This is a genomic window from Klebsiella sp. KTE92, assembly GCF_000398905.1.
In the GTDB taxonomy this organism is placed as follows: domain Bacteria; phylum Pseudomonadota; class Gammaproteobacteria; order Enterobacterales; family Enterobacteriaceae; genus Klebsiella; species Klebsiella variicola.
Genome location: NZ_KB976100.1, coordinates 2,255,734 through 2,268,977 on the forward strand (window position 1 = coordinate 2,255,734; position 13,244 = coordinate 2,268,977).

General features: G+C 57.9%; 13 protein-coding genes and 1 pseudogene. 8 read left to right on the forward strand and 6 right to left on the reverse strand.

Going from position 1 to position 13,244, the window contains the following annotated elements:
- Positions 1-244: 244 nt before the first annotated feature.
- On the reverse strand, positions 245-1,129 hold the full coding sequence (locus A1WC_RS14710) for a LysR family transcriptional regulator (RefSeq protein ID WP_008805214.1): 885 nt from the start codon (positions 1,127-1,129) through the stop codon (positions 245-247).
- Positions 1,130-1,301: 172 nt separating this feature from the next.
- On the opposite strand from A1WC_RS14710, the gene A1WC_RS14705 reads away from it, so the two are divergent.
- The 3 genes from A1WC_RS14705 (at position 1,302) to A1WC_RS14695 (ending at position 4,654) form a co-directional block, all read left to right on the forward strand.
- The gene (locus A1WC_RS14705; RefSeq protein WP_032691172.1) at positions 1,302-2,438 is read left to right on the forward strand and encodes an alpha/beta hydrolase; all 1,137 of its coding nucleotides are present in this window, start codon (positions 1,302-1,304) and stop codon (positions 2,436-2,438) included.
- Between the two features lie 65 nt (positions 2,439-2,503).
- Positions 2,504-3,706 (forward strand): MFS transporter, encoded by a 1,203-nt coding sequence (locus A1WC_RS14700; RefSeq protein WP_016160855.1) that lies wholly within the window; start codon positions 2,504-2,506, stop codon positions 3,704-3,706.
- A gap of 78 nt (positions 3,707-3,784) precedes the next feature.
- Positions 3,785-4,654, forward strand: coding sequence for an aldo/keto reductase (locus A1WC_RS14695; protein WP_016160856.1), 870 nt, complete (start codon positions 3,785-3,787; stop codon positions 4,652-4,654).
- 7 nt (positions 4,655-4,661) lie between these two features.
- Here A1WC_RS14695 and A1WC_RS14690 read toward each other — a convergent pair whose 3' ends face one another.
- Together A1WC_RS14690 and A1WC_RS14685 are read right to left on the reverse strand one after the other, a co-directional pair.
- Positions 4,662-7,349, reverse strand: coding sequence for a hybrid sensor histidine kinase/response regulator (locus tag A1WC_RS14690; RefSeq protein WP_016160857.1), 2,688 nt, complete (start codon positions 7,347-7,349; stop codon positions 4,662-4,664).
- 2 nt (positions 7,350-7,351) lie between these two features.
- Positions 7,352-7,786 carry a globin gene (locus tag A1WC_RS14685; protein WP_012968418.1) on the reverse strand — a complete coding sequence of 145 codons (435 nt, stop codon included), beginning with the start codon at positions 7,784-7,786 and terminating at the stop codon, positions 7,352-7,354.
- 106 nt (positions 7,787-7,892) lie between these two features.
- Here A1WC_RS14685 and A1WC_RS14680 point away from each other — a divergent pair, with 106 nt between their 5' ends.
- From A1WC_RS14680 to A1WC_RS14665, 4 genes and pseudogenes are all read left to right on the forward strand, one after another.
- Entirely contained in the window at positions 7,893-8,147 is a 255-nt protein-coding gene (locus A1WC_RS14680; protein ID WP_016160858.1) for a hypothetical protein, read from the forward strand.
- A gap of 8 nt (positions 8,148-8,155) precedes the next feature.
- Positions 8,156-9,370, forward strand: coding sequence for a PP2C family protein-serine/threonine phosphatase (locus A1WC_RS14675; protein WP_008805202.1), 1,215 nt, complete (start codon positions 8,156-8,158; stop codon positions 9,368-9,370).
- A pseudogene (locus tag A1WC_RS14670) lies at positions 9,360-9,512 on the forward strand (anti-sigma factor antagonist); the annotation flags it as partial. The gene A1WC_RS14675 and the pseudogene A1WC_RS14670, both read left to right, overlap by 11 nt.
- Positions 9,513-9,522: 10 nt before the next feature.
- Positions 9,523-9,993, forward strand: a complete 471-nt coding sequence (locus A1WC_RS14665) for an ATP-binding protein (protein WP_016160860.1) — start codon at positions 9,523-9,525, stop codon at positions 9,991-9,993.
- Positions 9,994-10,046: 53 nt separating this feature from the next.
- On the opposite strand, the gene A1WC_RS26145 is transcribed toward A1WC_RS14665, so the two are convergent.
- Both A1WC_RS26145 and A1WC_RS14660 read right to left on the reverse strand, forming a co-directional pair.
- Positions 10,047-10,235, reverse strand: a complete 189-nt coding sequence (locus tag A1WC_RS26145) for a hypothetical protein (RefSeq protein ID WP_008805199.1) — start codon at positions 10,233-10,235, stop codon at positions 10,047-10,049.
- A 302-nt stretch (positions 10,236-10,537) separates the two neighbouring features.
- Positions 10,538-11,452, reverse strand: a complete 915-nt coding sequence (locus tag A1WC_RS14660; RefSeq protein ID WP_016160861.1) for a LysR family transcriptional regulator — start codon at positions 11,450-11,452, stop codon at positions 10,538-10,540.
- A gap of 108 nt (positions 11,453-11,560) precedes the next feature.
- Here A1WC_RS14660 and A1WC_RS14655 point away from each other — a divergent pair, with 108 nt between their 5' ends.
- A complete protein-coding gene (locus tag A1WC_RS14655; RefSeq protein WP_016160862.1) occupies positions 11,561-12,322 on the forward strand; it encodes an SDR family NAD(P)-dependent oxidoreductase in 762 nt (253 codons plus the stop codon).
- A gap of 157 nt (positions 12,323-12,479) precedes the next feature.
- Here the strand turns inward: A1WC_RS14655 and A1WC_RS14650 are convergent, their stop codons facing one another.
- Entirely contained in the window at positions 12,480-13,046 is a 567-nt protein-coding gene (locus A1WC_RS14650; RefSeq protein ID WP_008805196.1) for a DJ-1/PfpI family protein, read from the reverse strand.
- Between the last annotated feature and the right edge of the window lie 198 nt (positions 13,047-13,244).

Sequence of the window (13,244 nt, forward strand, 5' to 3'; positions counted from 1 at the left end):
CAGGCGTGGGTAGGCGAAGAAAAAGGGTTTGCGTAGCAGGGAAATATGCGTTTTTTTAACTCGTTACGAAGCGGTGCTGTATTATAACTTTATGATCACATAGGTAAGTCGCAAAATTGATACTGATACCAGATCATTTCCGCCTCGCCTAACAATTTGCATGGTTCGGAATTAAGCGAAAGCTCTGAGTTCAGACCCCTCCACCAACCGCTACCGGTGGTCTGCTGCCTGCAGGCAACCTCAGCTACATTCGCAATGTATCAATGACCGCTCTCAGCGCGGGCGACACATTGCGGTGCGGGTAATAGAGAAATGAACCTTCCAGACGCTGGCTATAACGCTGGAGCACCCGGATAAGTGTGCCCTGGGCTAGATCGTCGGTAATCAGCTCTTCCGGGACATAGGCCAGCCCCAGACCGAGCCTTGCCGCTTTGGCCTCCATATAGCTATCGGCGAAAGCCCACTGTCCCTGAGGCGGGTGGGTGATTTTTTTGCCATCCACATTAAGTTCCCAGGCGTAAAGGCTGCCGTCGCCGAACTGATAAGCGATGCAGGGGTGGGCGACTAAATCGGCGGGCGTTTGTGGAAAGCCGTAGCGGCGAAAATGTTCCGGGGTACCGACAACAGCCATCTCCATATCGGGCGAAATGCGTACCGCAATCATACCACTCCCGACTTCCGGGCCCAGACGCACGCCCGCATCGAATCGCTCCGCAATAATATCGACAAACCGGCTTTCGCTGATCAGTTCCAGTCTGATATCGGGATAGCGGTGTTTAAATACTGCCAGCTTCGGCAGCAGGACTTTATCAATGGCATGCTGGCTGGCATTGATGCGTACCGTACCGGAGGGCGTTTGACGATAGTGGGCCAGCGTGGCGAGTCCCATATCTAAGGCGTCGAAACCGGATTCGACATTGTGATAGAGCTGCTCACCCGCCTGAGTGAGCGACAACCGGCGGGTGGTGCGCACCAGAAGCTGAACGCCCAGCCGCTCTTCGAGTTCGCGAACCGCACGGCTTACCCCGGACTGCGCCAGGCCAAGTCGTTGCGCTGCGGCGGTAAAACTGCCTTCCCGCACCACCTGCATAAACAGATAAAGGTCATTATAGTTTTCCCGTTTCGCCATTCTCCCGCCTCGTCACCCGCATGCCATTTAGAACAATATGGTATTAATCTTAGCATTTTTCACCCCCTAATAAGAACCATTATTGCTGGCTACACTAAGCGCACGACAACAAAGCACAGCAGCGTTGTCTACTGGAGACTTGCATTGATCACGTTTATTTAGGGGAATTTTGATGACGGTTTTCACCAAAAAACTGACAGCCGCGATACCCGCCATGCTGCTTTGCGCCTCATTAACTGGAGTCACAACGATGAGCTCTGCTGAGACAATTAACCCGAATGCGCCTGTTTCACTGATTGAAAAATGGGATAAAACGTTTGCTGAGAGTTTGAAAGTGGATCACCGTAAGGTGACCTTCCAGAACCGCTACGGGATAACCTTAGTTGGCGATCTCTACCTGCCGAAGGATCGCGGTGAACGCAAACTGGCAGCTATTGCCGTGAGCGGTCCCTTCGGCGCGGTAAAAGAGCAGTCCAGCGGCCTGTATGCCCAGACGCTGGCCGAACAGGGGTTTGTCACCCTGGCGTTTGACCCATCCTATACGGGCGAAAGCGGTGGCTACCCACGCAACGTGGCCTCACCGGATATCAATACCGAGGATTTCAGTGCCGCGGTGGACTTTCTGGGCCTGCAAAAAGAGGTGGATCGCAACCGTATCGGTTTGCTCGGCATTTGCGGCTGGGGCGGTATGGCCCTAAACGACGCGGCGATGGACACCCGCGTCAAAGCGGTGGCGACCAGCGTCATGTATGACATGAGCCGCGCGATGGGGCATGGGGTAGGCGATGGCAAAGACCGCTACACGACAGCCGACCGCCGAGCGGTACTGCAGTACTTGAACGCGCAGCGCTGGAAGGATGCGGCAAACGGCACTTCCGCCCCCGGTGGGCATGACATATATGTTGATGATAAAGGCAACGTCAGCGCTGCCGATCGTATTTTGCCGGAAACCTTGCCCGCCAACCCCAATCCGGTCCTGAAAGAGTTCTTCGATTATTACCGTATGCCGCGAGGTTTCCATGCGCGTTCGGTTAATTCAACCGGGGCTTGGAATGCGACGATGCCGCTGTCGTTTATGAATATGCCGCTGCTGAGTTACGCCAGCGAAGTGACTATTCCGACGCTTATTGTGACCGGCGAACAAGCCCATTCACGCTATTTTGCCGAAGATGCCTTTAAGGCGATCGGCAGTAAAGAGAAAGCGCTGGTGATTGTCCCTGGCGCAAACCACGTCGATCTCTATGACAACGTCGCGGGCAAAATTCCCTTTGCTACATTCACTCAATTTTTCAAAACCAACCTGCAATAGCTCTCCTGTGCCGGAGACATCCCCAAAGCCGCCTGCAGGCGGCTTTGTTTTGTCGGAGATAAATAATGTCTGGATTACATAACACCCGCGCATACTGGAGCGGCGTCCTGGCGATGACGCTCTGCGTATTTGTGCTCATTGCCTCAGAGTTTATGCCGGTCAGTCTGTTGACACCCATCGCGGGTGATTTACACATTACCGAGGGATTAGCAGGCCAGGGGATCGCGCTTTCTAGCGCGCTGGCGGTATTGACCAGCCTGACGATTTCCCGTCTTACCGGGTCGCTGGACCGTAAATGGCTGTTGCTGGGGCTCACGGCGTTGATGGCGGCCTCAGGATTGATGATTGCCCTGGCGTCCAGTTTCCCGGTTTATATGCTGGGCAGAGCGCTCATCGGGATCGTCATCGGCGGCTTCTGGTCGATGTCGGCGGCAACGGCCATTCGGCTGGTGCCGCAACGCCAGGTCCCCCGCGCACTGGCCATCTTTAACGGCGGTAACGCGCTGGCCACCGTTGTGGCAGCGCCGCTGGGCAGCTACCTGGGGGCCACCGTCGGCTGGCGCGGTGCCTTTTTATGTCTTGTTCCGCTGGCGATGGTAGCCTTCATCTGGCAATGCGTTAGCCTGCCGTCGATGAAAAGCCAGCGCGCACCACAGCGGCAGGGAACCGTGCTGCGTCTGTTCCGCCGCTCGACGGTATCCCTTGGATTGCTGGCCTGCGGGCTGTTCTTTATGGGGCAGTTTACCTTATTTACCTATGTGCGACCGTTTCTGGAGACGGTGACCCGGGTCAGTTCTTCTGGTCTGCCCCTGATATTACTGGCGATTGGCGTCGCTGGTTTTGTCGGCACGCTGCTCATTTCGACCGTTCTGCACGCCCGGTTTTATCTGACGCTGGTGGCTATCCCTTTGATTATGGCTGCGATTGTCGGAGCGCTTTTGCTGGCCGGGCACCATACCGGTGCTGTCACCGTACTGTTAAGCCTGTGGGGCCTGCTGGCGACGGCGGCGCCCACCGGCTGGTGGACATGGATTGCGCGGACGCTGCCCGAAGATGCGGAGGCGGGCGGTGGTCTTATGGTTGCTGTGATCCAGCTATCGATTGCCCTCGGGTCAACGGCAGGCGGCCTGGTGTTTGATAGTCTGGGATGGCACAGCACGTTTGCACTGAGCGGTCTGTTATTGCTGGGCGCGGCAGGGGGGACTTTTCGGCTCTCTGTCAAAATCAGATCATCTCAGCGCACTGCGATTAATGAATTGAATGCATAAGTCAAATCAGGAATGACAGGCTAATCGTGACCGCGTTCTTGTCTTACCATGATGTTTTAACAAGAGGGGAGCTTCACCGTGGAATATTCTGTATTAAGTAACAACCTTAAAATGCCGATGCTGGGTTTTGGCGTTTTTAAGGTGACCGATAAAGCAGAGTGTAAGCAGTCAGTGCTGAACGCCATTCGTACCGGCTACCGCCTTATCGATACCGCTGCCGTCTACGATAATGAAGATGCGGTGGGGGAGGCCGTTCGCGAAGCCATCGCCGAAGGTCTGTGTACCCGTGAGGCGCTGTTTATAACCTCCAAACTGTGGGTCCAGGACATGGCCAACACCGGGATGGCGAAAGCCGGGATTGCCGCGTCCTTAAAAAAATCCGGGCTGGAATATTTCGATCTCTATCTGTTGCATCAGGCGATGGGCGATTATTTCAGCTCCTGGCGCGCGCTGGAAGACGCGTATGAAGCCGGGAAGCTGAAAGCGATCGGCGTCTCCAATTTCTACCCCCATGTGTTAGCTAACTTCTGCGAAACTGTCAGAATCAGGCCGATGGTGAACCAGGTTGAACTGCATCCTTATTTCGCGCAGCCTGCGGCGCTGGAAACCATGAAGCATTATCACGTTCAGCCGGAAGCGTGGGCGCCGTTAGGCGGTGGCAGACATAATCCGTATCAAGAGGCGATGCTGCAGGGGATTGCCGATGCCCATCAAAAAACCATTGCACAGGTCATCCTGCGCTGGAACGTGCAGCGTGGCGTCACGGTGATCCCTAAATCCACCCGCCAGGAGCGTATTGAAGAGAACTTTGCCATCTGGGATTTCTCGCTCACCACGAGCGAAATGGCGCAGATCGGCGCCCTGGATTTAGGTTACGTTGGCGAAGCGGTGAAACACTTTAACCCTGAATTTGTTTGCGGCTGTCTGGGGGTGAAAATCCACGACTGAGAGGAGCTTAGCGTGAAGCCGCCTGCGCTCTGCGCCGCAGCCACAAGTGGCAGCCTGTGATCGCCTCAGCCAGCGCGTCGCGCAGAGCGTCAGACACGGTTTGGTCGGGCGACGTCGCCTGGCTCTCCAGCTGCTGGAGCACCCCGGCAAGGCGTTGAAAGCCGAGGGTGACCGCCTCGCCGCGCAGCTTATGGGCGGTACGGCGCAGCGTCTCCCGGTCATTGGCGTCAATGGCGTGGGTAAGGGCCGCCGTTGCGGCGTCAAGCCCTTCAGCGAAGAATCCCAGCAACTCCTCGACCAGCTCAGGATCGTCTGCGCACTGTTTTAGCAGGTGGGCCTCGTCCGGCAGGCCTTTCTCTTCCTCCAAACCGCTATCTTCCGCAGCGCCGACGCGGGCGATGGCTTCCCGTAGCGCCTCCTGACTCACCGGTTTGGCGATATAGTCGTCGAAGCCCATCGCCAGACAGCGCTCTCTATCGCCCTGCATGGCGTGGGCGGTCATGGCCATCGCGGGCTGGTGCTCCCGGCCCCGCGCCAGCGTCTCTTCGCGCAGCAGGCGGATGGCGGTTTCACCGTCCATCTCCGGCATTTGCAGGTCGATCAGCAGGAGATCCCAGCAGGCGGCGCGACAGCGCTCCAGCGCCTCCCGGCCGTTATTCACCACTTCGCAGCGGTGGCCAAGCTGTTCCAGCAGTCGTCTGGCGACCTTTTGATTCACCAGGTTATCTTCGGCCAGCAGGATATGCAGCCCGGCCTGGGCCTTGATCGGCACCGCAACGGGGGCTGGCGCTGTTGTCGCTACTGGCGTGGGGACCAGAATCCCGGCGATAACCTGATGCAGTTCGCGCTGCGCCACCGGTTTATGCAGATAGTGGGCAATGCCGATGCGCTTGAGCATATTGGCGTCGAAATGGCGGCTCATGGAGCTGAGCATAATAATCTGGCTTTGCCGGGCTTCAGGCAGGGCGGAGAGCTCCAGCGCCAGGGATACGCCGTCCATATCCGGCATCTGTGCATCCAGCAGGATCAGCGGCCAGGGCGGCCCTTCGGCGGCCCGACGTAACGCCTCGCTGGCGTTGTCCACGCAGGTCGGTATCAGTCCCATCTGGCGAAGCATGGTGTCGAGCAGGCGCAGGTTGGTGCTGTTGTCGTCAACCACCAGCACCCGCTGGTGGTTGAAGCGTCCCGGCGGGGCGCTACCGGAGACGGCGGCGTGCAGGCCTTCCAGCGGCAGGGTGAAGGCAAATTCGCTGCCCGCCCCGGGCTGGCTGTCCACCGTCAGCTCGCCGCCCATCAGGCTGACCAGGCGGGCCGAAATGGTTAACCCCAGCCCGGTGCCGCCGTAGCGGCGGGTGGTAGAGCTATCGGCCTGGCTGAAGGCCTCGAAGATCGCCTTTTGCTTCTCCGGGGCGATGCCGATCCCGGTATCGCGAATGCGAAAGCGCCAGCGGCTTTCGTCGTCGGCCGGCGCTATCGCCAGCAGAACCTCCCCCTGATGTGTGAACTTCAGCGCATTACCCAACAGGTTAGTCAGGATTTGCCGCAGCCGGGGGCCATCGACGATCAGCACCTCCGGTACCGCAGGTGAGATGTCCACCAGCAGCTCAATGCCCTTTTCGCTGGCGGCAGGCATATGCGGGCGGATCAGCGACTGGATAAAGGGGCGGATCTCCAGCGGCTCTTCGTCCACCTGCATCTTGCCCGACTCAATGCGTGAGAAATCAAGAATGTCGTTAATAATGTGCAGCAGCGACTGGGCTGAGCTCATCACCAGCGAAAGGTACTCCCGCTGCTCCGCGGTCAGCGGCGTATCGAGGCAGAGCTGCGTCATACCGAGAATGCCGTTCATCGGGGTGCGGATTTCGTGGCTCATATTGGCGAGGAAGGCGCTTTTCGCTTCGTTCGCCTCGCGGGCCTCCTTCGCCGCCTCAATGGCCAGCAGCTCTGCGGCTTTGCGCCGGGTAATATCCTGCAACGTCCCGATCACCCGCTCTGCCTGCTGCTGCATATTGAGGGTGACGATCTGCCCGGAGAGCAGCATCCAGCGCCAGCCCTGCGTTGGGTGCTGGACACGAAGTTCACATTCAAAAACCGGCATATGCTCGTTTTGCGAGGCAATCATCGCCTGTTGCAGGGTAGCGCGATCGTCCTCGTGGACCAGATTGAGCATAAAACGCAGCGGATAGCGCCACTGTGCCCGCGACTGGCCGACCATCGCCAGCAGGGTGTCATTCACCTGCAGGTTGTCGTGGGAGACCTGCCAGTCCCAGATACCGATCTGGATCGACTCCGCAGTGAATAAAAAATCGTCGTGAAGCTGGTGACGTGCGCGTCGGGCCTCGTCAAGCTCAGTGATGTCGGTATGCAGACTGACAATTCCACCATCCGCCAGCCGCTGATGCTGAACGTAAATCCGGCGGTTGCCCGACTGGCGGACCTCGCAGTGGTTCGTCTGGCGGCAGTTGCGGATAATCGTCTCGCGTAGCGTCTGTTGCCGACCAGGGTCGATGTTATACCCTGCATCGATGAACTTCTCCGCCAGGCTCTCAAGGGGAGCGCCGACGGCGAGCCAGGGCGCGATCGCGGGATAAAACAGCGCCACCTTATCATTCCAGGCCTGCAGTCGTTCGCGCTCATCGTAGATCATCACCGCTGAGGGCAGGACGTTGAGGTCGACACGGTTAGCGGCGCGCATGATCAGTGACCTGCGGTCTGATAGTGGAGCTCCGCCTGGCGGCGTAGATACTCAAGACCAGGGGCGATCGCCATTGCCCATGCAGTGAGGATCTCTTCATCGCACAGTGGATCGCTGGCGCGGACGGTTTTGAGCATGGCTTCTCGCCACAGGGCAAAAAACCGCGGTGGCAGACGCAGGCCTTCCTCGCTCTGCGCTCGCGCCAGCCGTTCCAGAAAATCGGGTACAAAGAGGTCGCCGTTGACCGCCAGCATGGCGAAAAAGCTCTTAAAGATCATCTGCTGGCCTTCCTCGCCCGGGCGTCGTGAGAAGTGCTGCTCCGTCTCGGGCGACATATGGATAAAGGTGCTGTAGAAGGCCTGAAAAAAGCGCTTTTTATCGTGCTCCGGTACGACGCGATTCAGGCTGGCTTCAAAAAGATCGCGATAAAACTTCATGGTGCGTTCCTCATGACCCGTTCGCCCGGCAGCGGCCGGGCGGGTTAGGATCCGCAGGCGACACGCGCTGGCCATGCATGAGTTTTCCCCTTACAGGATTTCCTCGTTGCCATTCTGCGGAAAAGCGGGCCGCCGCTCACCCGTCTTTATCCAGCATCAGCCACACGATACTTTTGCTGACCAGCCATTTATCGCCTGTTTGTCGCTAAAGTCGATTGGCGTTGCCGTCAGGTTGGAGTATAGCCTGGTTGACAACCCCATTGCTGATGAGCAAGCCAACCCGCTACTGACTAAACTGATAGCGTACAGCGGCAAGTTTCGTGAAGGAATGATCAGCCTTATCTGGTTCCTGCCGATTTAGGAGGCGCGATGTCGGCACAGCACGTCCTGATTGTTGAAGATTCGCTGGTTTATCGTCGGTTGCTAAGCCGGATGTTGACGCAGTGGGGCTATATCGTCAGTGAGGCGGAAAACGGCGTCGCCGCGCTGGCGATCCTCGAAAACCAGCCCGTCAGCCTGGTGATTAGCGACTGGGAAATGCCGGAGATGAATGGCCTGACGCTGTGCCGGGAAGTTCGCCGTCGCCAGTTTGGTCACTACGTTTATCTGATATTGCTTACCGCTCGCGAAGATCCTGGCGATTTAACGCAAGGGTTTGCGGCAGGGGCCGATGATTTTCTCAGCAAACCGGTGGAGCAGAGCGAACTGCGGGCGCGGCTGCACGCCGGGGCGCGGATCCTCTCCCTTGAAGCCGACCTCGCCGCGCGCAATACGCGGCTAAGTGAAGCGCTGCGGCAGATTGAACAGGATCTGGAGCTGGCGGCGCGCATTCAGCAGTCGGTTCTCCCGGCTCATCAGCTGTGCTATCAGGGTTTTTTCTCCGACTGGATTTTCCTGCCGTCGGCCTGGGTATCGGGGGATATTTTTAATGTTTTCCCGCTGGGGGAGCATCTCGGATTTTACTGTGTGGATGTCTCCGGGCACGGCGTGGGGGCGGCGATGATGTCGCTTGCCGTCGCCCGCCAGTTTCTGCATGGCAGGGCGGTTGAGCGTTTTCTTTTCTCTGCTGATAACCAGCCGGCATCACCTGCCGAGGTAGTGCAGATCCTGAATGGTCGTTTTTGTAGCGACGAGGCAGAGATTGTCAGCTATTTCACCCTCATCTATGGCGTCATCGACCTCACAACCGGTGAGGGGAAACTGTGTCAGGCCGGGCATCCCACGCCGTTTATCGTCACCGTTGATGGAAGTGTGCGCTCGGCCGGTAGCGGTGGGGCGCCGGTGGGGTTGATAAACCATCTCTCATGGGCAGATGTCAGTTTCTCGCTGGCGCCAGGAGAGCGGCTTTGCCTGTTCAGCGACGGTATCACCGAATGTGAAAACCGGAGCGGTGAACAGTTTGGCGAAGCGCGTTTACAAGCGTGGCTGCAGGACAGTGTGACGCAGCCGCTGCCCGCGCTGCTGCCGCGGTTTGCCCGGCACTTGATCCACTGGCGCAATGGCGACGCGCAGGAGACCCAGGCGATGGCCGATGATGTTTCACTCTTGATTATTGAACGTACAGGGGACAGTGATGAAAATTGAAACCGAACGGCAGGCCTCGGTGACGATCCTGACGCCGGCGGTGCGTCGGCTGGATGCTTCCGTCGCGGTGGCCTTTAAAGCGGCAGTCGCCCAGGAGATAGGCGAATCTCGCACCGATTTGATTGTTGATTTCAGCAAAATTGCACAGCCAAATGAGTGACGTGCCCGTGAATAGCAACATGATGTTTCCTGCCGAACTCACCTCGCTTTCACCGCTGGCGGAGTGGCTTGCCCAGCAAATGGCTTCGCTGCCTGTTGCGGACGAGTGGCGTTTTGCGCTCGATCTCGCCGCCTGTGAAACGGCAACGAATATTATTCGCTATGCGCTGCATGAGGATCGGGAAAGTCGTTTTGGTGTGGAATTTAGGGTCGCGGACCGACGGGTGACGCTGCGCTTTACCGACGCGGGGGAAACCTTTCCCGCCGAGCGCCTGGCGCTGGCGCGTGGTGATGAGCATTTCGATGTCGATCCGTTAGCGGAAAGCGGTAGAGGCTTGCGGCTTATTCTGCGTGCGGTGGACTTTTTTGACGTTGAAATGAATGCAGGGAAAAATATTACCACCCTGATAAAAGCGTTGCCTGATCCCGCTGTTAATTATTCAACCGACAAAAACGGCGGTTGAGAAAAAGACGTCATCCGCCTGGCGGATAACAGGCATGCTTTACCCGCGCATACTTATTGTTGTGCCTGCGCAGTAGACTGCGCGCCCAGATGACGAGGGCGGATAGCATCAAATGTCATCATCGCCGATTTGCAGAAAATGCATTTCGCACCAAAGGGATTTTTTTCCGTCACATCAAACTGGGACGTTCTGTACTGGGAGCCATGGCAGCATGGGCATCTAAAATGGATATGTTCAATCATAATGTAAACCTTGTATGGGTAATGTTCTGTTGAAAAGACAAAGGTCGTTTTCAGGAAAATTAACGCGGCTGATTTTTGTTAGTGGTAAGCCGGGTATTGCGTCAGTCGGAGGGCTTTATTAACGAGCCAACAGGGATCTGACAGAGCCTGTTTACAGAAAAAGTAAAATACTAACGGGACTGCTCAAAGGAAGGTGGTATCAGGGATAACGCCTGGAGATGAGAACGCGTACTTAGATAATAACTTTTCGTCTGGTAAATCGACTTAACGATTAACGCACGAGCCGCAAATAATAGCAAATATTATTTTAGCCTTCCGGATGCCTGTTGCGCCAGTGGAGGCTTTATCAGCGCCGTCACCCAGTCGATAAATACCTGTACCCGGGCAGAGAGCTGCCGATTACTGGGATAGAGCAGGGAGAGCGGGAGCGGCGCAGGGCGAAAATCGGCCAGCACTTCCGTTAACGCGCCCGACGCCAGATCGGCCTCAAGGCGGGGCAAGGGGGCCTGATACAGGCCAAAGCCAAGCCTTGCCGCTTCGGCGCCGACGTCGGCATCGGAGGTCAGCAGCCGACAGGGCAAATTGACCTCGCTCTGGCGGCCATCCTGGGTAAAGCTCAGCGGCAAGGTACGTTGCGTGCGCGATGAAACAAACCCGATCATCACGTGGCCCGTCAGTCCTTCAATCGTATGCGGGGTACCGTACCGGGCGAGGTAGGCCGGACTGGCGCAGGTGATTTCCTGCAGCCTGGCGAGCGGCCGGCAAATCATCTCGCTGTCGGGGAGATGGCCGCCGCGAATGACGCAGTCGACCCCTTCGCGAACCAGATCGACGTCGCGCTCGCTTTCACCGATCTGCAGCGTCATGGCAGGATAGCGGGCGAGAAACTGTGGCAGCGCGGGCAGCAGCAGGGTTCGCGCCAGATTGCCCGCCACGTCCACGCGGATAATACCGGCAATGCTCCCCCCGGCGCTGCGGTTGGCCTCCTCAAGGGCCGCCAGAATAGCCACGCAGCGCTGATAATACAGCGAGCCCTCCGCCGTCGGTCGTACGTGCCGGGTGGTGCGCTGCAGCAGCCGCGCCCCGAGACTGGCCTCCAGCGCCTTAATGGCCGCGGTCGCCACCGGCCGGGAAAAACCCAGATCCGCGGCGGCGGCGCTGAACGAACCTCGTTCGACGATGCGCACGAACAGGGTCAGGGTATCCAGTTTATCCATGGCATTGTTCCAGCTGGCAAAACAATCCTGTCGCGCCACGCGGTCTTATCGTCGGCATGCAGAAGCCTATAATCGCTCATGTTTTCAGCAGAGATAAAAGGGGGAAACATGAACAATAGCGCAAAAATTGCCCTGGTGACAGGCGGCAGTCGCGGCCTGGGGCGCGCGACCGTTGAAGCGCTGGCTCAGCGCGGCGTGAACGTGGTATTGACCTACAACGCGCATTTTGTCGAGGCGAACGAGGTGGTCGCGCGGGTTGAAGCTCAGGGCTCGCGGGCGATTGCGTTGCCCTTCAGCGCCGGCGAAACCGATACCTTTGACGGATTTGTCAGCGCCTTTCAGGAGGCGCTGGCGGAGCTGGGGGCCGATCGGTTTCATTACCTGGTCAATAACGCCGGCAACGCCAGCGGCATGGGTTTTCTTAACGCTACGGAAGCGGAATTCGATGCGCTGTATCGTATCCACGTGAAGGGCGTTTTTTTCCTCAGCCAAAAACTATTGCCGCTGATGGCCGATGGCGGGCGAATAGTGAATATCTCGTCCGGACTGACCCGTATCGTGATGGCGAACCGGGCGCCCTATGCGATCATGAAGTCCGCGGTGGAAACCCTGACCCGCTATATGGCGTTTGAACTGGGCAGTCGCGGAATTACGGTGAACTGCGTGGCGCCCGGCGCCATCGCCACCGATTTCAGCGGCGGGGTGGTGCGGGATAACCCGCAGGTCGCTCAGGCGGTGGCGAACATGACGGCGCTGGGTCGACCGGGGGTGCCAGAGGATATCGGGCCGATGATCGCCTCGCTGTTATCCGATGATCATCGCTGGGTGAATGCCCAGCGCATTGAGGTTTCCGGGGGAATGCGGATCTGAAGCGAGGGGACTATTCGGCCAACGTTTTGCTGAGTTGAGTCAGGTTAAGCTGCTGCGGGAACGGCTGATCAAACAGCGCCGTGCCGGTGGGAAGGAGAGCACCAGCGCGGCGATGGCCAATTCCTTTCGTCAGAGAAAACGCTTTCTCTACAGGCCGTTATTCCGCCAGCAGGGCGGCGAATTTCGCCAGCCACTGCGGGTGGGCCGGCCAGGCTGGGGCGGTGACCAGATTGCCGTCAACATGCGCCTGGTCGATACCAATATCCGCATAGTGCCCACCGCTCAGGCGCACTTCTGGGGCACAGGCGGGATAAGCGCTGCAAGTGCGGCCCTGGAGAATACCAGCGGCGGCCAGCAGCTGTGGGCCATGGCAGACGGCGGCGATAGGTTTACGCGCGGCGTCGAATGCCTGTACCAGTTTAATAACCTCCTCGTTCAGGCGCAGATACTCCGGCGCCCGGCCACCGGGGATCACTAGCGCGTCATAGTCCTCGGCCTTCACCGCGGCAAAATTGGCGTTCAGGGTGAAGCGGTGCCCCGGCTTTTCGCTATAAGTCTGGGCGCCGTCAAAGTCATGGATCGCGGTCATGACATAGTCGCCAGCGGCTTTATCCGGGCAGACGGCATCGACCTGGTGGCCAATCATCTGCAGTGCCTGAAAAGGGACCATCGTTTCGTAATCTTCGGCATAATCGCCGACCAGCATCAGGATCTTCTTGCTCATCATTTTTACTCGTTGTGGGAGAAAGGTGTCTTAGATATAGCCTGGCGATCCGCAGAATGCGACCCCCTCAGGATGCCGAAGACGGTAGCGTGTGCATCTTGTTATCGGGGTCATGTTTTTTCTGGTAACGACAACTTTTGCCGACATCGCCGTGTGGTCAGTCACCCGGGAAAATAGCCTTTTTCAGCTAATGACGGC